Raw genomic sequence first — 18,722 nt, forward strand, 5'->3', positions numbered from 1 at the left:
CCACACCGGAGGTGGCGGCCGGCGCCGGTGGACCGCGCGGGGCGGCCGCGGCCGGTCCGGGCGCGCGTGTCCCGCCGGACGCCGGTCCGGCCGGGGGCCCCGGCCGGGGGCCGTCGTACCCCGTCGGCGGGCACCGCCCGTGCCGCGGCCGGCGCCGCGGCCGCGCGTCCCGGCCCGCGAGCGGGACGCGGCCGACAGGGGGAGGACTCCCTTCCCCCGTCGGCGGCGCCGGGACCGGGCAGGTCCCGGGAAACGGGGCGTCAGCCCGCCCAGACCTCGGCCTCGTCGGCCGGGACGGTGGTGGCCAGGCCCAGTTCCTTGCGGGCGGCGACCGACTTGCTCGGGTCGATGTCGGTGAACGCCGGGTCGTAGGCGAGGTAGAACGCGTCGGCGTCGGCGGCGTTCGCGGCCTTCTCCCAGTTCCCGGCCGCCTTCGTCAGCGTCGTGCGGAGCCTGCCGACCTCGGTGCCCTCGATGCCCTTCAGGCCCTCGACGTGCGCGCCGAGGGCGGCCGCGACGGCCTTGGCCTGCGCCTTGTAGCCGGCCAGGTCGGCCTCGACGGTGTCCTTCTCGGGCTGGTTCGCCCACAGGGCCTCGTAGACCGCGTTCGAACCCTCGAGGTACGTGACCTGCTCGGGCTCGAGGGACTTCGCGGTGTCCAGCGAGCCGCTGAGCGTGCCCTTCTCCGCGGTGTAGGTGCAGCTCACCGCGCGGTCGCCGGTCGCCCAGCTCTCCTTGGTCGGGGTGTAGTAGAAGAGGGCGGCGCCCTCGGGGAGCGCCCAGGTGTCCGGGGCGTACTTCTGCGCCTCGACCGGGCAGCGGTCGTCCGCGATCGTCGAGACCCCGTCGTCGCCGGGGAACTCCTTGCCCTCGTCGATCGCGAACTCGCCGACGACCTGGCCCTCGTGCGCCTCGTCGCAGGGCACGATCTCGACCAGGTACGCCGTCCCCTCGGCCTTGCCGTTCGGGTTGTAGCAGTCGCCGACGTCCAGCGAGAACACCGAGCGCTGGCGGGCCGCCTTCTTCGCGCCGTCCTTGGCGCTGTCGACGGCGTCGGAGACGTCCGAGCACCCCACCGCGCCGATCGCGAGCAGGGCGACGACGGCGGATATGCCGCGAAGGGAACGGTAGGGGGCGCGGATCGCCATGACGTGCACATCCTCTTATGTGATCTTTATGAGAGTCGCGCGCATCGTATGCCATTCCCGTGGCCGGGTCGTACGAAGGCCCTCACCTCATCGCGGCGTCTTTGACCCGCGAGGGGCCGTGAGGGTTGTATCCGGGCTGCTCGCGGGCGGGAGCCGGGCAGACCCGTGAGGTTCCCGCGGAACCGGGCACCGTCCGAGGTCCTCGGCCGGCACGGCGGTCCGGCCGCTCCGGGAGCGTGCGCCTACGCCTCGGTGCCCGACGCCTTCCGGCAGTCCTCGCACCGGCCGAAGATCGCGAAGTGCTTCATGTCGGTGTCGAACCCGAACTGCTCGCGCAGCTTGGCGGTGAACTCGGCGGCCACCGAGAGGTCGGCCTCGATCACGTTCGTGCAGTCCCGGCAGACCAGGTGGATGTGGTGGTGCCGGTCGGCGAGGTGGTACGTCGGAGCGCCGTGCCCGAGGTGGGCGTGGCTGACCAGGCCCAGCTCCTCCAGGAGCTCGAGCGTGCGGTACACGGTGGAAATGTTGACCCCCGACGCCGTCTTCCTCACTTCGCCGAGGATGTCGTCGGGGGTCGCGTGTTCCAGGGTGTCCACGGCTTCGAGCACCAGCTGCCGCTGCGGGGTCAGCCGGTAGCCGCGCTGCCTGAGGTCGCTCTTCCAGTCGGTGCTCACCACACCACGAGTCTAGAGCGACCCGTGCCTCGCCGAAGAGGACCCGCTTGAAGAAGAGGACCTACTTGAAGAAGGCGATCCCGTCGTCCGGCATGTCGTCGGGCAGGGCCTTGGCCCAGCGCTCGACCTCCTCCGGGGTGACGACCTTCTTCAGGTGCGCCGACATGTAGGGGCGCAGCTCGACCTCGGGGGTCTGCTTCTCGCCGACCCACATCAGGTCGCTCTTGACGTAGCCGTACAGCCGCTTGCCGCCGCTGTAGGGCTGCGAGGCGGCGGTGCGCGCCACCGCGTCCGTGACCAGGTCGATCTGCGGCTTCTGGTCGGCCAGCTCGCCGTACCAGATCTCGATGACGCCGTCGTCGCGGGTCATCGTCACCTCGACCTTGCGGCTCGCGTCGATCCGCCAGAAGCCGTGCTCCGACTCCAGCGGGCGGACCTTGTTGCCGTCGCCGTCCAGCACCCAGGTGCGGGAGCTGTACTCCAGGAAGTCCCGGCCGTCGTGGGTGAACGTGACCTCCTGGCCGAAGTTGCACTTCTCGGCGCCGGGGAAATCGTGCACGCCGGCGCCCGCCCAGTTGCCGAGCAGGAAGGCGAGCGGGAGGAGCTCCTTGTGCAGGTCGGACGGAATCTCGATCATGAGCGGAACTTCCTGGCGTCGGTGATCAGCGCTGGCCCTGGTACAGCTTCTTCACGGTCAGCCCGGCGAAGGCGAGAACGCCGACGGCAACCAGGACCAACAGGATTTCGAAGAAGAGTTCCACGGGGTGCTCCTTGAGCGGGGTGCGGTGGTGTGCACAGGGCCGGACCCCAGCTTACGCGGCCGGGTCCGGCCCCCGTCGTGCGAGGTGGTGCCTCCCGCCCCTCAGGCCAGCAGCTGGCTCTGCAGCACGACCGTCTGCCGGAACGGCACGGCGGGCGCGCTCCCCTTCCGGGACTGCAGCACGACGGCGAGGACGTCACCGGCGGCGAGGTAGGCCAGCCGCTCCTGCTCGGCGCCGTACGGCTCGGTCTCGACCTGGGCCGAGCGCTGGACCCCCGCGACCTCCGACCGCACCGGGAACGTCTCGTCGTTCACGGCGTCCTCGGCACCCCGCACCGCGTAGGCCGAGGTGTACGAGAAGTGGGGCATGAAGAACGCCTCCTCCACCACGGCCGCGGTGTCGAACCGCAGCAGGTAGATCCTCGTCCGGGTGCCGTCCCCGGTCGTCCAGCCGCGGGCCGCGATGTGCCGCAGGCCGCCGTCGACGAGCTGCTGCCGGAAGGTCTCCCGCTGATCCTCCTCCGCGTACTCCTGGAGGAAGTCGTCCGTCGGCAGCCAGCCGTCCGTGCCGCGCAGCGCCTTGTCCTCCTCCGCCCCCTCGGGGGCGGGCAGCAGGAGGGCGCGCAGGTCGGCGTGGTGGGTGCCGGCCGGGTTGGACTCCTCCTGCGGTCCGGGGCTGCCGGCGGGCAGCGGCGGCTTCGTCAGCTCCGGGTAGTCCCAGCGCCCGTCGGAGGCGGTCGCCAGGCCGGGCACGTCCGTCCGTTCCATCCGGGTGATGCCGTAAGCCGTGCCCGCGCCGGCCACGGCGAAGACGGCGACGGCGGCGGTCCAGCGCAGGGCGGCGCGCAGCGCCCGGCGGTCCCCCCGCACCGGCGGCCCGGGATCGGCCGGCGCATCCGGTACGGCCGGCGGCTCCGCGGGCGGGGCGGGTACGAGGGTCTGCGGCTGCTCGGTCATACGGCCTTCCCCGGTTCGTCGATGCGGTCGAGCTGCTCCTCCAGCAGCGCGGCGACGCTCTTGGTGTCCAGCGGTTTCGCGCCGTCCGCGGTGAGGGTGACCAGGACGTTGCCGACGTGGGCCGAGCACTGCATGGTGTCGAGGTCGGTCTCCGCGTCCGCGGGCGGCAGGAAGCACCGCGCGTCCTCGTGGCCCTTGATCTTCGGTCCCTTGCGGAAGACGTCGAGGGTGTCGAGGAACTCGCCCTGGAACCGCGCGAGGTCCCGCACGGCCGCCTCGTTCTCCATCCGGGCGAGCACGATGCCCACGGTGAAGATCTCGTCCTCCTGATAGATGCTGACCGACCCGCTGGTGTAGCTGCGCATCGCCATGCCCTCGACGCGCCACCTGTCGATCTCCTTCTCCAGCCGCTTGCGCTGGGAGCGCGGCAGGTCGCGCAGCGACTCCTTCTGCAGCGCCGTGGCCCGGGCGCCGCTGAGCCGCGCGTCCGAGCCGAACTCGCCCAGGTCCGGTCCCCGGAGCCAGTTGTCGTGCCCGTACGGCACGAGCATCCCGGCCAGCCCCCGCGCCTCGGGCGCCTCGCCCCCGGCGGCCGCCGCCTCGGGGAACTTCCATCGGGGCGCGCCGGCGTCACGGTCGGCGTCCCGCACGGTCACCACGGTGTACCCGACGCCCGTGACGACGGCCCCGGCCAGCAGCACGGAGCCGACGACGGACGCGACACGGCCCCACCGCGCGGGCCGCTTCGCGGGGGCCGCGGCGGGAGCGCCGTCGGGGGTGGGCGGCAGGGGCGTAGGGCTCTGCGTCTCGTTCACAGCCGCTCCATCTGCCGCTCGGCCAGATCCATGATCATTCCTTTGGGAACGGGCTTGCTGCCGTACACCCAGATCTCCATGGCGATGTCGCCGCGCCAGGCGTGCGCCTCCGCGCCGTACAGGGGCTCGTAACCGGGTTCGGCGTCAGGGCTGTGGTGGACGTACGCCCGGCCCTCCTCGGTGCCGGGGACGGCCCAGCTGTCGGTGTCCTCCGCGTCCTCCGCCCAGTACTGGCTGTCGTCGACGGTGCCGGCGGCCCCCAGGGCCTCCTCCTGGCGGAACTGGACCAGCCGGATCTCCACGCTGTACTCGTCGTCGTCGAGCCAGCCGACGACGGCCGCCCTGCGGAACTCGTCCGTGGCCAGCTGTCCGAACACCGAGTCGGCCGTCTCGTAGTGGCCGGCGTACTCGGCGAGGTCCATCCAGCCGTCCTCACCCATCGGCCAGTCGGGCTCCCGGGTGCCGCTCGGCTTCTTCAGCAGCAGATCGCGCAGGTCGCCGTCGGTCTTCACGCGGCGGTCCCGGTCCGCCGGCAACGGCTCGGGCGCCTCGCCCTTCGACTGCGCGAGCACCGGCTGCGACAGCGGCGGCAGCCCGGTGGGCTCGCGGTCGGCCTGGACGAGGTATCCGGCGCAGGTGCCGGCGACCACGCCGAGCACGGCCGCGGCGGCGATCAGCACGGCCGTGCGCCCCCGCCGGCGTTTCCGGGCCGCGTCCGGAGCCGGAACCTCCGGAGACTCCGGACGCGGATCCGCCGACACGTCCGGTGCCGGGCCGCTCTCCGGCGCATCCGCCGGTCTCGGTGCGTCCGGGGCGTCGGCTGCTTCTTCGGGTTGTTCCAAGACGTCCCCCCACAGAAGGTGAAGCGCGTATTCCGTCCACGCGCGCACAGGAGACCCACGGGCGGCGACCGAAGTTGTGGCGATCATGATTACGATTCGGTCATGGCGAAGAAGCTTGTGATCAAGGTGACCGCGGGAACCGACGCACCCGAGCGCTGCTCGCAGGCGTTCACGGTGGCGGCGGTGGCCGCGGCCAGCGGTGTCGAGGTCTCCCTGTGGCTCACCGGCGAGTCCTCGTGGTTCGCCCTGCCGGGCCGCGCGGCCGAGTTCGAGCTGCCGCACGCCGCCCCGCTGCCCGACCTGCTGGACTCGGTCCTGGCCACCGGCCGGATCACCCTGTGCACCCAGTGCGCGGCCCGCCGCGACATCACGGAGAAGGACGTCGTCGAGGGCGTCCGCATCGCCGGCGCGCAGGTCTTCGTCCAGGAGGCGATGGCGGACGGGACGCAGGCGCTCGTCTACTGAGCGGCCCGCCCCACCGTACCGAGCGGCCTGCCTACCGGGGCCGCTTCCTGCCGTCCAGCTCGTCCCACCACGCGTCGGACGTCGGATCGCCGGAGGGGTCGTCCCACCAGCGGTCCTCCGGCCCCCGCCGGTTGGCGACCATCGCGGCGACCGGCGGGATGACCATGGCCACGAGGCACATGGCCACGGCCGCCGGCACCGACCACAGCCGCACCACGCCCCAGGCCAGGACGAACAGCCCGACGCAGGTGCCCATCAGGGCGAAGTAGGCGTGCCGTCTGCGCGCGTACATACGTCCAGCGTAGGTCCGGACACGCCGAAGGGCCGCACCCCGGGCGTCCAACCCGTGGGGTGCGGCCCTTCAGCCGTTCCCGTGTCCTCAGACCGCGATCGCGACCTCGGCCAGACCGCCCTGCTGGGCGACGACCGTGCGGTCGGCGGTGCCGCCGGGCACCAGGGCGCGGACGGTCCAGGTGCCCTCCGCCGCGTAGAAGCGGAACTGCCCGGTGGCGGAGGTCGGGACCTCCGCGGTGAACTCGCCGGTCGAGTCCAGCAGACGGACGTAGCCCGTCACCGGCTCTCCGTCGCGGGTCACCTGACCCTGGATCGTGGTCTCACCGGGCTTGATCGTCGAGGCGTCCGGGCCACCGGCCTTCGCACCGCACATGTCTTACTCCTGAAGTGGTCTGGAAAGGTCGGTCGGGAGGGGTTACTTGCCGGGGCCGAGCTCGATCGGCACGCCGACGAGGGAGCCGTACTCGGTCCAGGAGCCGTCGTAGTTCTTGACGTTCTCCACGCCGAGCAGCTCGTGCAGCACGAACCAGGTCAGCGCGGAACGCTCACCGATGCGGCAGTAGGCGATGGTGTCCTTGGCGAGGTCGACCTGCTCGGCCTCGTAGAGCGCCTTGAGCTCGTCGTCGGACTTGAAGGTGCCGTCGTCGTTGGCGTTCTTCGACCACGGGATGTTGGCGGCCGTCGGGACGTGACCCGGACGCTGCGACTGCTCCTGCGGCAGGTGGGCCGGGGCGAGCAGCTTGCCGGAGAACTCGTCGGGCGAACGCACGTCGACGAGGTTCTGGTTGCCGATGGCGGCCACGACGTCGTCGCGGAAGGCACGGATGGAGGTGTCCTGGGCCTTCGCCTTGTAGTCGGTCTTCGGGCGCTCCGGCACCTCGTCGCCGGGGACCAGCTCGCGGGCGTCGAGCTCCCACTTCTTGCGGCCGCCGTCGAGGAGCTTGACGTTCTCGTGGCCGTACAGCTTGAAGTACCAGTAGGCGTACGAGGCGAACCAGTTGTTGTTGCCGCCGTAGAGGACGACCGTGTGGTCGTTGGCGATGCCCTTGTCCGACAGGAGCTTCTCGAAGCCCTCCTGGTCGACGAAGTCACGGCGGACCGGGTCCTGCAGGTCCTGCGTCCAGTCGATCCGGATGGCGTTCTTGATGTGGTTCTTCTCGTAGGCGGACGTGTCCTCGTCCACCTCGACGATGGCGATGGACGGGTCGTCCAGGTGCTCCTGGACCCAGTCGGCGTCGACCAGGACGTCGCTGCGACTCATGCTTCTTCTCCTCCGGGGCAGTTGCGGCGGGGCGTGCGGGTGAGAGGGTGCGCGCGGCCTCGGCGGGACCGGCGCACGGATGCCCTCAGCGGGGGCGGGGCGGGATGCGGACGGCGAGGCGTCCGCTCGTCAGAAAGTGCGACAGAGCATGGCGGCGACACGGCACAGGTCCACTGCCCGCCGCTTCGTGAGATCCGCCTGTCCCCTCGACCGGAGGACGCTCGTCTGACACTGCATGGGTCCGATCGTAGGGACGGACGGGTACGCGTGTCACCGATGTGTCGCATGGTGAGACGCGATCGTCCGCGATATGGGACGCGCACCCTCGGAAGCCGCCGTTCCCCCGCCCCGTCCGCGCGGACGGCCGCGATCGCACGCACTGCGCGGACACGCCCGTCTCACTCTCCGGACAGCGCCCCCGCCGAACCGGTCCTCACCCGACCAGACGGACGCCGGAACCCTTCACCGTGATCTCCACCCCGTCCCGCGCGGCCTCGACCTTGTCCAGCCGGATGCCGCCGGGCAGACCGTCGATCCGCTGCTCGAAGTCGGTGATCCGCCGCACGCCGGCCTCGACGATCTCGACCCCGCCGAACTCCGGCACCGCGTCGGCCCTCACCCGCACCGTGTCGCCGTCCACGACCGTCACGGAGCTGAGCACGGAGACCGGCTCGGGCAGCTCGACGCCCAGCACGGTGGCCTCCACCACGACCTCGGTCTTCCCGTTGCCGCCGTCGGACAGCCCGACGACCCGGGCGGTGACACCGGGGCCCACCCGGCCGGGCTCGGACTTGCCGGCGGTCTTCAGCAGCTCGTCGTAGGCGACGGTGGCCGTACCGGTGGCGTCGGCGGCGACGGCGGAGCCGAAGTCGCCGGAGAAGTCGACGCCGCGCAGGTCCGCGCGCAGGTCGGCGATGCGGATCGTCCGGGCGTCGTCACCGGTGCCGGCCTCGTAGTCCTCGATGCCCACCCGCACCTCGTCGAGGGTGCCGCCGGCGAGCTGGGTGAGGAACGGGAAGCCGCCGATCGACACGTCGGGGGTGTGCGCCAGGTTCTCGGACGCCTTCAGACGGTCGGCCGCCTCGCCCTCGGCGATGTGCACCGCCACGCGGTCGACGACCACGAAGACGGCGCCGAGTACCACCGTGACGATGAGCAGTACGCGCAGTGCTCGCATGCGGTCTTCCCCCACCTGACGCTTGACGACGGCGTTCGCCGACGGCCGGGCGGCCGTCCCTGCGCGAGGGTAGTGCCGGGGAGGGCGGGGGGCGGGGGATTGTGGATCACCTGTGACAGAGGGCCCGCCCGGCCGCCGTCAGCCGAGTACGCGGTCCAGGACGTACACCGCGGGGGCCGCCGCGGCCAGGGGCAGGGCCACGCCCGCCGTGAAGTGGACGAACCGGGACGGGTAGTCGTAGCCCGCCGCCCGGTGGCCGATCAGCGCGCACACCGCCGCGCCCGCCCCCAGCAGCGCTCCCGCCCGTCCGTCGACCGCGAACCCCGCGCCCGCCGCGACCGCCGACGCGAACACCACGGAGACCGGCGTCGGCAGCGGCAGCGCCCGCGCCACCACCCCCGCCGCCACGGCGACCGCGCCCACGGTCACCGCGGCCGCGTCCGCCGCCAGGTACCCGGCCGCCGCGATCGCCAGCGCAGCCGCCACGACCGTCGCCATCAGGCCGTACATCCGCTCGTCGGGATCCGCGTGCGACCGCAGCTGGAGCACCAGCGACAGCAGCACCCACACCCCCAGCGTCCCCAGGATCGCCGCCGGCGACCGGTCGGAGACCAGCAGCGCCGCGTCCGCGGCCAGCGCGCCGAGGAAGCCCAGCGCGATCCCCTGCCGCGCCGGCCACATCCCGTTCAGCCGGAACCAGCCCGCCGCCGTGAGCCCCTGGAGCACCACCAACGGCACCAGCAGCGCGTACGTCCCCAGCGCCGCCCCGCCGGCCAGCAGCAGCCCCAGCAGCGCGGTGAGCACCGCGGGCTGCATCCCGGGCTCGATGATCGGCGACCGCCCCTCGGCGCGCGCCCGCTGGGCGTCCGTGACACGCGAGTTGCCGCCCAGCGTGGCCGGCCCGTACCCGGGCCCGGATCCGCCGGCCGCCTCGGCCGCCGGAACCTGCGGGGCCGCCGGAGCCGGCGGGGGAACAGGGGCGGGAGCGGGATCGGGGGAGACCGGGGCGTACGCGGCGGCCACCGGCGGCTGCATCTGCGTCTCCCACGTCTGCCCCTGCCACTGCTGCGTGTACTGCTGGTCCGCGTACGGATCCCCGTACGCCTGCTGCTGCCCCGGCCACACGCCCTGGGCCTGCTGCGGATCCTGGTGGGGGTCGTAGGCCCCGTACGGCTGGTTCGTCATCGCTCATCCTCCTGCGAACGGCGGAAGCACCTCGACCGTGCCGCCGTCGGCCAGCCGTACCGTCTCATGCGCGCGCTTGCCCACGGGGTCGCCGTCGACGAGGAACGAGCACCGCAGCAGCACGCGTGCGACGTCGCCGGAGTGCCGCCCGCGCACCGCGTCGAGCGCTTCGGCGAGCGTGGCCGCCTCGTACGTCTCCTCGGCCACCCCGGCCGCGGCCTTGGCGGCGGCCCAGTACCGCACCGTGACCTTTGCCATCTGCTGGATTCCTCATCGGGTTGACGGTGGACACCGTCAGGCTAGCCCGCTCGGCCCACCACCCAGTCCCCGATCCGCCCCAGCAGCGCCTCCGGTGCCGCGTTCTCCGCGTGCCCCATGCCGGACTCGACCCACAGCTCCCCGTGCTCCCCGGCGGCGGCCGCCAGCATCCGCGGATGGTCGAGCGGGAAGTACCCGTCCCGGTCCCCGTGCACGATCAGCAACGGCGTGGGCGCGATCCGGGGCACCGCCTCGACGGGCGACACCGGCACCGGGTCCCACTGCCGGTGGTGGATCCGCGTCCGCAGCCCGTACCGCCCCACCAGCCGCCCGGACGGCCGGGTCACCAGCCAGTGCAGCCGCCGCATGGGGGCCGTCCCCCGGTAGAACCACCGCGCGGGCGCGCTCACGGAGACGACCGCGTCGACCCCGGCGTCCCCGTCCCGGCCGGCCGCGGCGTGCCGCAGCACCACCGAGCCGCCCATGGAGAACCCGACGGTGGCCACCCGCGCGTACCCCAGTCCGCGCGCCCACTCCACCACCGCCGCGAGGTCGAGCACCTCCCGGTCCCCGACCGTCGACCGCCCGCCCGACGCCCCGTGACCCCGGAAGGAGAACGTCACGACACCGCCGTAACGCGCGAGAACCCGCGCCACCCGCCGCACGTGCGGCCGGTCCGCGTCCCCGGTGAACCCGTGTGCGATCACGAAGACGAGATCGCGGGAAGGAGAAGTCCCCGGTTCGTATACGGAATCGATCGCCACCCCGTCCGCGGTGCGCAGAAAAGTCCGCAAAGGCGCACGTCCCCGCGTTACATCGGGTGTCTCGGAATACGGACGAAGGGGGGATCGCGCGGTGGATCGCGCCACACGACCTGCCGGACCGATACTCATGTCGGCTATTCTGCTGCGAAGAGGACTCGGGCAGTGAAGCCCCCGGGTCCTTTTGTGCTTTCGGAAGCTTTGTATACGACGCGGGAAACCGTTCGTATACGAGCCGCCGGACGCAGCAATGCCGTAAACGTCCTCGCAGGGACCGAGGAGGAACCAGACGTTATGGGCGAGCGAACCGTGCACGAGCGAACGACGACGACCCGGGCCGGTGGGGTGCGATGAGCTCTCTGCTGCTCCTGACCAATGCCCTCCAGCCGTCGACGGAGGTGCTCCCCGCCCTCGGCCTGCTGCTGCACACCGTGCGCGTGGCCCCCGCGGAGGGCCCCGCACTCGTCGACACCCCCGGTGCCGACGTGATCCTGATCGACGGCCGGCGCGACCTCCCGCAGGTCCGCAGCCTGTGCCAGCTGCTGCGCTCCACCGGCCCCGGCTGCCCCCTCGTCCTGGTCGTGACCGAGGGCGGCCTGGCCGCCGTCACCGCGGACTGGGGCATCGACGACGTCCTCCTGGACACCGCGGGCCCGGCCGAGGTGGAGGCACGCCTGCGCCTCGCCATGGGGCGCCAGCAGATCGTCAACGACGACTCCCCGATGGAGATCCGCAACGGCGACCTGTCGGTCGACGAGGCGACCTACTCCGCGAAACTCAAGGGCCGGGTCCTCGACCTGACCTTCAAGGAATTCGAACTGCTCAAATACCTCGCGCAGCACCCCGGCCGGGTCTTCACCCGCGCCCAGCTGCTCCAGGAGGTCTGGGGCTACGACTACTTCGGCGGCACCCGCACGGTCGACGTCCACGTACGGCGCCTGCGCGCCAAGCTCGGTCCCGAGCACGAGTCGCTGATCGGCACCGTCCGCAACGTCGGCTACCGGTTCGTCACCCCCGAGAAGCCCGAGAAGCCGGCGCGCGCCGCGGAGGACGCCACGGCCGAGGAGGAGACGGAGACCGTGGAAGCGGCGTCATCCAAGGTGTGATACTCCCTGCCCGCACCGGGTATATCCGCGTAGACTCCGCGCGTGGCCAAGGTAACCAGGGATGATGTGGCGCGGCTGGCGGGGACGTCCACCGCCGTCGTCAGCTATGTCATCAACAACGGACCCCGGCCGGTCGCCCCGGCCACGCGCGAGCGCGTCCTCGCCGCGATCAAGGAGCTGGGGTACCGGCCGGACCGGGTCGCCCAGGCGATGGCCTCGCGGCGCACGGACCTCATAGGCCTGATCATCCCGGACGCCCGCCAGCCGTTCTTCGGCGAGATGGCGCACGCGGTCGAACAGGCCGCCTCCGAGCGCGGGAAGATGGTGCTCGTCGGCAACACCGACTACATCGCCGAGCGCGAGGTCCACTATCTGCGGGCCTTCCTCGGCATGCGGGTCTCCGGCCTGATCCTGGTCAGCCACGCGCTCAACGACCAGGCCGCCGCGGAGATCGAGGCGTGGGACGCCCGGATCGTCCTGCTGCACGAGCGCCCGGAGGCGATCGACGACGTCGCCGTCGTCACCGACGACCTCGGCGGCGCCCAGCTCGCCGTACGCCACCTGCTGGAGCACGGCAACGCGTACGTGGCCTGCCTCGGCGGCACCGCGGAGACCCCCGCCGTCGGCGACCCGGTCTCCGACCACGTCGAGGGCTGGCGGCGGGCGATGGAGGAGGCCGGCATCCCGACGGAGGGCCGCCTCTTCGAGGCCCCGTACAACCGCTACGACGCCTACCGTGTCGGCCTGGACATCCTCTCCGGCCCGAACCGCCCGCCCGCGGTCTTCTGCTCCACCGACGACCAGGCGATCGGCATTCTGCGCGCCGCGCGGGAGCTGCGGATCGACGTGCCGGGCGAGCTGGCGGTCGCCGGGTTCGACGACATCAAGGAGGCGGCGCTCGCCGATCCGCCGCTGACCACGGTCGCCTCCGACCGTTCGGCGATGGCCCGCGCGGCGGTCGACCTCGTCCTGGACGACGGCGTACGGGTGGCGGGCTCCCGCCGCGAGCGGCTGAAGGTGTACCCGTCCCGCCTGGTGGTACGCCACTCCTGCGGCTGCCGGTAACCGGGGCCCGCGACCGGCCCCGGCGGCCTTTATATCGGGCATACGAGGTTCTGCCGGGCTTCTCAGCACACACTCAGCTCGCTCTCATCGTCGGGCGCGAGGCTCGGAGCCATGACCGAGAGCCTCCGCCCCAGCGGCGAGTACGGAAGCCCCGCCCCGGTGAACCCCGAGTGGCCTCCCCCGCCGGCGTACGCGCCGCCTCAGCAGCCCGTGCAGGGGTTCGCGCAGGAGCCCGCACAGGGATGCGCGCAGGGGTCCGCGCCGCAGCCCACGCAGGAATTCGCGCAGGGGTCCGCGCAGGGATTCGCGGAGGAGCCCGCACAGGGATGCGCGGAGGGATCCGCGCCGCAGCCCGCGCGGAGGAAGCGCGCCCGCGGTCCGGCGGCCCTGCTCGCCGCCGTGGCGATCGTCGCGGCGGCCGTGGGCGGCGCCACCGCCTACGGCGTGCAGGAGCTGACCGGCAACGGCACCGTGGCCTCCAGCTCGACCAGCACCACCGTCGTACCGTCGAGCCAGAAGGGCACGGTGTCCGGCGTCGCCGAGGCGGTCGCCCCGAGCATCGTCGAGATCAACGCCACCTCCGGTTCGGGGTCCTCCACCGGCTCCGGTGTGATCATCACGTCCGACGGTGAGATCGTCACCAACAACCACGTGGTGTCCGGCGCCTCGTCGATCAAGGTGCGGACGAGCGACGGCAAGACGTACACGGCGGAGACCGTCGGCACCGACAGCAGCAAGGACCTCGCCCTGATCAAGCTGCAGGACGCCTCCGGCCTGCAGGCGGCCACCCTCGGCGACTCCGACGGCGTGCAGGTCGGCGACCAGGTCGTGGCGATCGGCTCCCCCGAGGGTCTGACCGGCACGGTGACCAGCGGCATCGTCTCCGCCCTCGACCGCGACGTGACGGTCTCGACGGACGAGAGCGGGGGCCAACAGCAGCAGGGCGGCGGCTGGCCGTTCGAGTACGGCGGCCAGGAGTTCAACGGCGACACGGGCGGCTCCACGACCACGTACAAGGCGATCCAGACCGACGCGTCCCTGAACCCGGGCAACTCCGGCGGCGCGCTGATCGACATGAACGGCAACATCATCGGCATCAACTCCGCGATGTACTCGGCGAGCGGCAGCGGCTCGTCCTCGTCCGACGCGGGCAGCGTGGGCCTGGGCTTCGCCATCCCGGTCAACACCCTGAAGTCGGACCTGTCGGCGCTGCGCTCCGGCTCGACGAACTGACCCGCCGCCCGCGTAACGTGCGAGGCTGAAGGCCTGAAACCGTAGAGAGCCGTGAGGAACCCCGAGCCCATGAGCCCCGCAGAAGGCGACCGTGACCCCCAGCGCATCCTGATCGTCGACGACGAGCCGGCGGTGCGCGAAGCGCTCCAGCGCAGCCTGGCCTTCGAGGGGTACGACACCGAGGTCGCCGTCGACGGCGCGGACGCCCTGGAGAAGGCGGCGGCGTACCGGCCCGACCTGCTCGTCCTGGACATCCAGATGCCCCGCATGGACGGCCTGACCGCCGCCCGCCGCATCCGCGCCACCGGCGACACCACGCCCATCCTGATGCTGACCGCCCGGGACACGGTCGGCGACCGGGTGACCGGCCTGGACGCGGGAGCGGACGACTACCTGGTCAAGCCGTTCGAGCTGGACGAGCTGTTCGCCCGTATCCGCGCGCTGCTGCGCCGCAGCTCGTACGCGGCGGCGGTGGCCGCCTCCGCCGAGTCGGACGACGTCCTCTCCTTCGCCGACCTGCGCATGGACCTGGCGACCCGCGAGGTCACGCGCGGCACCCGGCAGGTGGAGCTGACCCGCACGGAGTTCACCCTGCTGGAGATGTTCATGGCGCACCCGCGCCAGGTGCTCACCCGTGAGCAGATCCTGAAGGCGGTCTGGGGCTTCGACTTCGAGCCCTCGTCCAACTCGCTCGACGTGTACGTCATGTACCTGCGCCGCAAGACCGAGGCGGGCGGCGAGCCGCGCCTGGTGCACACGGTGCGGGGGGTGGGGTACGTGCTGCGGCAGGGCGGTGCGGAGTGAGCGGGCTGACCCGCCGCGTCCGCGCCCTGCCCATCCGGGCCCGGCTGTCGCTGCTGGTGGCGGCGGCGGTGGCGTTCGCGGTGGCGGCGGTGTCGGTGACGTGCTGGTTCATCGTGCGGGGCAAGCTGTACGACGAGGTCGACGACGATCTGCGGTCGTCGGTCATCGCGCTCCAGCCGGAGGAATTCCGGCAGCTCACCGACAACTGCGTCCAGGAGCCGGCCGACACCGACACCATCGGCCCGCGCAGCACGCAGTACGCGCAGCTGGTGCGCTCGGACGGCAGCGTGTGCCTGTTCCCGAACTCCGCGGCCGCGGTCGCCGTCACCGGCGGCGACAAGAAGGTGGCCGAGAACCCGGACCCGGGCGAGGGCGTCTTCCGCGACGGCACCGACAGCGACGGCGAGCGGATCCGTGTGCTGACGACGGCCGTCACCATCAAGACCGGTCCGGTGGACCGGGGCGTGGTCCAGGACTACGCCCTCGTCGTCGCCCTGCCGCTGGACAACACCCGGTCCACGCTCAACGAACTGGCCCTGGTGCTGCTCCTGGTCTCCGGTGTCGGCGTGCTCGGCGCCTCGGCCGCCGGTCTCGCGGTGGCCCGCGCGGGTCTGCGTCCCGTGGACAAGCTCACCGAGGCCGTCGAACACGTCGCCCGCACCGAGGACCTGGGCATCCGCATCCCCGTGGCGGACGAGTCGGAGGACGAGGTCGCCCGGCTCTCCCGCTCCTTCAACTCCATGACGTCCGCCCTCGCCAGCTCCCGCGACCTCCAGCAGCAGCTGATCGCGGACGCCGGCCACGAGCTGCGCACCCCGCTCACCTCCCTGCGCACCAACATCGAGCTCCTCACCCGCAGCGAGGAGACGGGCCGCCCGATCCCGGAGGCCGACCGCAAGGCCCTGCTCGCCTCCGTGAAGGCGCAGATGACGGAATTGGCCTCGCTCATCGGCGACTTGCAGGAACTGTCCCGCCCGGACACCGGCCAGCACGCGGACCGTGCGCAGATCGTCGCCTGGCAGGACGTCGTCGAGTCGGCCCTGCGCCGCGCCCGGCTGCGCGGCCCCGAGCTGACCATCACGGCGGACGTCCACCCGTGGTACGTACGGGCGGAGCCGTCCGCGCTGGAGCGGGCGGTGGTCAACATCCTGGACAACGCGGTGAAGTTCAGCCCGGGGGGCGGCACGGTCGACGTACGCCTGACCGACGGCGTCCTCACCGTCCGCGACCACGGCCCCGGCATCCCCGCCGACGAACTCCCGCACGTCTTCGACCGGTTCTGGCGCTCTCCCGGCGCCCGCGCCCTCCCCGGTTCCGGCCTCGGCCTGTCCATCGTGGCCCGCACGGTGCAGCAGGCGGGCGGCGACGTCTCCCTGACCCGGGCGGACGGCGGCGGCACCACGGCCACGGTCCGTCTGCCGGGCGCCCCGGTCCCGCCGCCCGAGGTGCCCTGACCGAAGACGGCGGCAACCTTTCCGTGCCGGGCGGCGACCGATCGGCGTCCCCACCCCCACACGGAACGGATCGCCGCATGAGCGAGCACCGCAGCAGGGCCCGTCACCGCAGGCCCGCGAAGTTCCTGGCGGTCGGCCTCCCGCTGGCCCTGACCACCGCCGGAGTCCTGGTGTACGGCACCGACTTCGTCCCCCAGCAGGCGTCCGCCGCGACCGCTGCGGCGCCCGCCTGGGCCACCGCCACCGCCGACGGCTTCGCCTCCGTCGACGCGCTCGGCCAGAACGGCACGTACGGCGGCCGGGACGGGCAGACCGTCACCGTGCGCACGCAGGCGGACCTGGAGAAGTACGCCACGGCCGCCGAGCCGTACGTCATCGTCGTGGCCGGGACGATCACGATGAACCCGGTCGGCAAGGAGATCAAGGTCGCCTCCGACAAGACGATCGTGGGCTCCGGCACGTCCGGGCACATCGTCGGCGGCGGCTTCTTCCTCGGCCAGGGCGTACACAACGTGATCATCCGCAACCTGACGATCCGGGACGCCTACCAGGGCATCTGGAACGACAAGGACCACGACTTCGACGCGGTCCAGATGGACGGCGCCCACCACGTCTGGATCGACCACAACGACCTGCGGAACATGGCGGACGGCCTGATCGACGTCCGCAAGGACAGCACGTACGTGACGGTCTCCTGGAACAGGCTCGGCCAGAACAACAAGACCTTCGGCATCGGCTGGACCGAGAACGTCACGACGGACATCACGATCCACCACAACTGGTTCCGCGAGACCGAGCAGCGCAACCCCTCCACGGACAACGCCGCCCACGCGCACCTCTACAACAACTTCCTCGAGGACGTCGCGAACACGAGCATCAACTCCTCGTACGGCAACTACTCGCGCGGCGGCACCCGGATGGTCCTGGAGAACAGCTACTTCCAAGGCATGAAGAACCCGGTCATCAAGGACGCGACGGCGACGATCGTGCAGCGCGGCAACGTCTTCTCGGGCACCTCGGGACGGAACGAGAGCGGCGGCACGGCGTTCGACCCGAAGGCGTACTACGCGTACACGCTCGACAAGGCGGCGGACGTGCCGTCGCTGCTGAAGTCGGGCACGGGCCCGCGCACGGCCATCGGCACGACGAAGGCCGCGGCGGAGAGCTCGACGAAGGCCGCGGCGGCCACCACGCTCACCGTCGCCAAGGACGGCACCGGCCAGTACAGGACGGTCCAGGCGGCCGTGAACGCGGTCCCCGCGAACAACGCCTCCCGCGTCGTCGTCTCCATCAAGCCGGGCACGTACCGCGAGACGGTCAAGGTCCCGTCCAACAAGCCGCACGTCACCTTCCAGGGCACCGGCGGCAGCCGCAAGGACACGGTGATCGTCCACAACAACGCGGCCGGCACGCAGAAGCCGGACGGCTCGGGCACCTACGGCACCTCCGGCAGCGCCACGGTCGCCGTGGAGGCCGACGACTTCCAGGCCCGTAACCTGACCATCTCCAACGACTTCGACGAGGGCGCCAACCAGTCCCTCTCCGGCCACCAGGCGGTCGCCCTGCGCACGGCGGCCGACCAGGTCCTCCTCGACGGCGTGATCGTCGAGGGCGACCAGGACACCCTCCTCCTCGACACGGCCGCCAAGGACAGGCTGGGCCGGGTCTACGTCACCAACTCCTACGTCATCGGGAACGTCGACTTCATCTTCGGCCGGGCCACCGCGGTGATCGACCGCTCGGTCATCACCCTGAAGAAGCGCTGGGACGGCACCTCCGCCGGCTACGTCACGGCCCCGAGCACGGCCGCGAACCGCAAGGGCATCCTCATCGCCAACTCGACGGTGAACGGCGACGTCTCCGACCGCACCTTCTACCTCGGCCGCCCCTGGCACGCCGGCGGCGACGCCTCCCTGGACCCGCAGACCACGGTCCGCAACACCAACCTCAGCGCCGCGGTCCGCACCACGCCCTGGACCGACATGAGCGGCTTCTCCTGGAAGGGCGACCGCTTCGCCGAGTACAGGAACACCGGCTCCGGTGCGGGCTCGGCGAGCAGCGACCGCCCCCACCTGACGGACGCCCAGGCGGCCGACCAGGAGGTCGCCGACTGGCTGGCGGGCTGGACCCCCACGGCGTCCTGACCCCGGGCCCCCGGTGGGGAGCCCCGGCCGGTCGGACGCCGCAGGCGCGTGTGACACGCTTCGGGGCATGACGACGCCACCGGACGGACTGCCCGTCTACCGCGTACTGACCGGTCCCGACGACCCGGCCTTCTGCCACCGGGTGAGCGAGGCGCTGGGGATGGGCTATCTGCTGCACGGAGGGCCGGCGGTCACCTTCGACGGGCAGCGGGTGATCGTCGCGCAGGCGGTCGTGTGGCCCGACGCGTGAGGGCCGGCGTGCGACGGGGCCGGTGCCAGGCGGTGAACCGCCTCGCACCGGCCCCGGCCGCCCGGACGG

At 72.2% G+C, this 18,722-nt stretch carries 22 protein-coding genes; 8 read left to right on the forward strand and 14 right to left on the reverse strand.

The genetic code is table 11. From position 1 onward, the window contains the following. Window positions 1-260 precede the first annotated feature (260 nt). The 6 genes from ACFY3N_RS22860 to ACFY3N_RS22885 form a co-directional block, all read right to left on the reverse strand. Window positions 261-1,148, reverse strand: a complete 888-nt coding sequence (locus tag ACFY3N_RS22860; protein ID WP_390818540.1) for a septum formation family protein — start codon at window positions 1,146-1,148, stop codon at window positions 261-263. A gap of 242 nt (window positions 1,149-1,390) precedes the next feature. Next, window positions 1,391-1,825, reverse strand: coding sequence for a Fur family transcriptional regulator (locus ACFY3N_RS22865; protein ID WP_390818542.1), 435 nt, complete (start codon window positions 1,823-1,825; stop codon window positions 1,391-1,393). Window positions 1,826-1,883: 58 nt separating this feature from the next. Further along, entirely contained in the window at window positions 1,884-2,459 is a 576-nt protein-coding gene (locus tag ACFY3N_RS22870) for an FABP family protein (protein WP_390818543.1), read from the reverse strand. A gap of 225 nt (window positions 2,460-2,684) precedes the next feature. After that, entirely contained in the window at window positions 2,685-3,539 is an 855-nt protein-coding gene (locus ACFY3N_RS22875; RefSeq protein WP_390818544.1) for a hypothetical protein, read from the reverse strand. Then, complete coding sequence (locus ACFY3N_RS22880) at window positions 3,536-4,354, reverse strand: hypothetical protein (protein WP_390818545.1); 819 nt, start codon at window positions 4,352-4,354, stop codon at window positions 3,536-3,538. Before ACFY3N_RS22880 ends, ACFY3N_RS22875 begins: the two co-directional genes overlap by 4 nt. Further along, window positions 4,351-5,034 carry a hypothetical protein gene (locus ACFY3N_RS22885; RefSeq protein WP_390818546.1) on the reverse strand — a complete coding sequence of 228 codons (684 nt, stop codon included), beginning with the start codon at window positions 5,032-5,034 and terminating at the stop codon, window positions 4,351-4,353. Before ACFY3N_RS22885 ends, ACFY3N_RS22880 begins: the two co-directional genes overlap by 4 nt. Window positions 5,035-5,298: 264 nt before the next feature. Here ACFY3N_RS22885 and ACFY3N_RS22890 point away from each other — a divergent pair, with 264 nt between their 5' ends. After that, window positions 5,299-5,661, forward strand: a complete 363-nt coding sequence (locus tag ACFY3N_RS22890; RefSeq protein ID WP_390818547.1) for a DsrE family protein — start codon at window positions 5,299-5,301, stop codon at window positions 5,659-5,661. Between the two features lie 31 nt (window positions 5,662-5,692). Here the strand turns inward: ACFY3N_RS22890 and ACFY3N_RS22895 are convergent, their stop codons facing one another. The 8 genes from ACFY3N_RS22895 to ACFY3N_RS22930 form a co-directional block, all read right to left on the reverse strand. Further along, entirely contained in the window at window positions 5,693-5,953 is a 261-nt protein-coding gene (locus ACFY3N_RS22895; RefSeq protein WP_390818548.1) for a DUF3099 domain-containing protein, read from the reverse strand. Between the two features lie 87 nt (window positions 5,954-6,040). Beyond that, the gene (locus ACFY3N_RS22900) at window positions 6,041-6,328 is read right to left on the reverse strand and encodes a DUF1416 domain-containing protein (RefSeq protein WP_004986406.1); all 288 of its coding nucleotides are present in this window, start codon (window positions 6,326-6,328) and stop codon (window positions 6,041-6,043) included. 42 nt (window positions 6,329-6,370) lie between these two features. Beyond that, window positions 6,371-7,216: a sulfurtransferase gene (locus ACFY3N_RS22905; protein WP_390818549.1), complete on the reverse strand. Its 846-nt coding sequence runs from the start codon at window positions 7,214-7,216 to the stop codon at window positions 6,371-6,373. A gap of 129 nt (window positions 7,217-7,345) precedes the next feature. Further along, window positions 7,346-7,453, reverse strand: a complete 108-nt coding sequence (locus ACFY3N_RS22910) for a putative leader peptide (protein WP_351998383.1) — start codon at window positions 7,451-7,453, stop codon at window positions 7,346-7,348. A gap of 196 nt (window positions 7,454-7,649) precedes the next feature. After that, a complete protein-coding gene (locus ACFY3N_RS22915; RefSeq protein ID WP_390818550.1) occupies window positions 7,650-8,393 on the reverse strand; it encodes a DUF2993 domain-containing protein in 744 nt (247 codons plus the stop codon). 138 nt (window positions 8,394-8,531) lie between these two features. Continuing rightward, a complete protein-coding gene (locus tag ACFY3N_RS22920; RefSeq protein WP_390818551.1) occupies window positions 8,532-9,578 on the reverse strand; it encodes a hypothetical protein in 1,047 nt (348 codons plus the stop codon). A gap of 3 nt (window positions 9,579-9,581) precedes the next feature. Beyond that, on the reverse strand, window positions 9,582-9,836 hold the full coding sequence (locus ACFY3N_RS22925; protein WP_390818552.1) for a MoaD/ThiS family protein: 255 nt from the start codon (window positions 9,834-9,836) through the stop codon (window positions 9,582-9,584). A 41-nt stretch (window positions 9,837-9,877) separates the two neighbouring features. Continuing rightward, complete coding sequence (locus tag ACFY3N_RS22930) at window positions 9,878-10,729, reverse strand: alpha/beta hydrolase (protein ID WP_390818553.1); 852 nt, start codon at window positions 10,727-10,729, stop codon at window positions 9,878-9,880. A gap of 218 nt (window positions 10,730-10,947) precedes the next feature. On the opposite strand from ACFY3N_RS22930, the gene ACFY3N_RS22935 reads away from it, so the two are divergent. The 7 genes from ACFY3N_RS22935 to ACFY3N_RS22965 all read left to right on the forward strand — a co-directional run bounded on the left by ACFY3N_RS22935 (window position 10,948) and on the right by ACFY3N_RS22965 (window position 18,653). Then, the gene (locus tag ACFY3N_RS22935; protein ID WP_390818554.1) at window positions 10,948-11,703 is read left to right on the forward strand and encodes a response regulator transcription factor; all 756 of its coding nucleotides are present in this window, start codon (window positions 10,948-10,950) and stop codon (window positions 11,701-11,703) included. Between the two features lie 42 nt (window positions 11,704-11,745). Continuing rightward, complete coding sequence (locus ACFY3N_RS22940; protein WP_390818555.1) at window positions 11,746-12,768, forward strand: LacI family DNA-binding transcriptional regulator; 1,023 nt, start codon at window positions 11,746-11,748, stop codon at window positions 12,766-12,768. A gap of 111 nt (window positions 12,769-12,879) precedes the next feature. After that, window positions 12,880-14,001 (forward strand): S1C family serine protease, encoded by a 1,122-nt coding sequence (locus tag ACFY3N_RS22945; RefSeq protein WP_390818556.1) that lies wholly within the window; start codon window positions 12,880-12,882, stop codon window positions 13,999-14,001. A gap of 69 nt (window positions 14,002-14,070) precedes the next feature. Further along, entirely contained in the window at window positions 14,071-14,805 is a 735-nt protein-coding gene (locus tag ACFY3N_RS22950) for a response regulator transcription factor (protein ID WP_390818557.1), read from the forward strand. Continuing rightward, the gene (locus ACFY3N_RS22955) at window positions 14,802-16,259 is read left to right on the forward strand and encodes a sensor histidine kinase (RefSeq protein WP_390818558.1); all 1,458 of its coding nucleotides are present in this window, start codon (window positions 14,802-14,804) and stop codon (window positions 16,257-16,259) included. Before ACFY3N_RS22950 ends, ACFY3N_RS22955 begins: the two co-directional genes overlap by 4 nt. Window positions 16,260-16,336: 77 nt before the next feature. Further along, window positions 16,337-18,403 (forward strand): pectinesterase family protein, encoded by a 2,067-nt coding sequence (locus ACFY3N_RS22960; protein ID WP_390818559.1) that lies wholly within the window; start codon window positions 16,337-16,339, stop codon window positions 18,401-18,403. 67 nt (window positions 18,404-18,470) lie between these two features. Beyond that, entirely contained in the window at window positions 18,471-18,653 is a 183-nt protein-coding gene (locus ACFY3N_RS22965; protein WP_390818560.1) for a DUF1737 domain-containing protein, read from the forward strand. Window positions 18,654-18,722 lie beyond the last annotated feature (69 nt).

Origin of the sequence: Streptomyces sp. NPDC000348 (assembly GCF_042898795.1) — a bacterium.
Lineage (GTDB): Bacteria > Actinomycetota > Actinomycetes > Streptomycetales > Streptomycetaceae > Streptomyces.

Excerpts from the sequence above, each read along its gene's own strand:
- ACFY3N_RS22860 (WP_390818540.1), bottom strand. The coding sequence starts at position 1,148 with ATGGCGATCCGCGCCCCCTACCGTTCCCTTCGCGGCATATCCGCCGTC.
- ACFY3N_RS22870 (WP_390818543.1), bottom strand. The coding sequence starts at position 2,459 with ATGATCGAGATTCCGTCCGACCTGCACAAGGAGCTCCTCCCGCTCGCC.
- ACFY3N_RS22875 (WP_390818544.1), bottom strand. The coding sequence starts at position 3,539 with ATGACCGAGCAGCCGCAGACCCTCGTACCCGCCCCGCCCGCGGAGCCG.
- ACFY3N_RS22890 (WP_390818547.1), top strand. The coding sequence starts at position 5,299 with ATGGCGAAGAAGCTTGTGATCAAGGTGACCGCGGGAACCGACGCACCC.
- ACFY3N_RS22895 (WP_390818548.1), bottom strand. The coding sequence starts at position 5,953 with ATGTACGCGCGCAGACGGCACGCCTACTTCGCCCTGATGGGCACCTGC.
- ACFY3N_RS22900 (WP_004986406.1), bottom strand. The coding sequence starts at position 6,328 with ATGTGCGGTGCGAAGGCCGGTGGCCCGGACGCCTCGACGATCAAGCCC.
- ACFY3N_RS22905 (WP_390818549.1), bottom strand. The coding sequence starts at position 7,216 with ATGAGTCGCAGCGACGTCCTGGTCGACGCCGACTGGGTCCAGGAGCAC.
- ACFY3N_RS22910 (WP_351998383.1), bottom strand. The coding sequence starts at position 7,453 with ATGCAGTGTCAGACGAGCGTCCTCCGGTCGAGGGGACAGGCGGATCTC.
- ACFY3N_RS22915 (WP_390818550.1), bottom strand. The coding sequence starts at position 8,393 with ATGCGAGCACTGCGCGTACTGCTCATCGTCACGGTGGTACTCGGCGCC.
- ACFY3N_RS22920 (WP_390818551.1), bottom strand. The coding sequence starts at position 9,578 with ATGACGAACCAGCCGTACGGGGCCTACGACCCCCACCAGGATCCGCAG.
- ACFY3N_RS22925 (WP_390818552.1), bottom strand. The coding sequence starts at position 9,836 with ATGGCAAAGGTCACGGTGCGGTACTGGGCCGCCGCCAAGGCCGCGGCC.
- ACFY3N_RS22930 (WP_390818553.1), bottom strand. The coding sequence starts at position 10,729 with ATGAGTATCGGTCCGGCAGGTCGTGTGGCGCGATCCACCGCGCGATCC.
- ACFY3N_RS22935 (WP_390818554.1), top strand. The coding sequence starts at position 10,948 with ATGAGCTCTCTGCTGCTCCTGACCAATGCCCTCCAGCCGTCGACGGAG.
- ACFY3N_RS22945 (WP_390818556.1), top strand. The coding sequence starts at position 12,880 with ATGACCGAGAGCCTCCGCCCCAGCGGCGAGTACGGAAGCCCCGCCCCG.
- ACFY3N_RS22950 (WP_390818557.1), top strand. The coding sequence starts at position 14,071 with ATGAGCCCCGCAGAAGGCGACCGTGACCCCCAGCGCATCCTGATCGTC.
- ACFY3N_RS22960 (WP_390818559.1), top strand. The coding sequence starts at position 16,337 with ATGAGCGAGCACCGCAGCAGGGCCCGTCACCGCAGGCCCGCGAAGTTC.
- ACFY3N_RS22965 (WP_390818560.1), top strand. The coding sequence starts at position 18,471 with ATGACGACGCCACCGGACGGACTGCCCGTCTACCGCGTACTGACCGGT.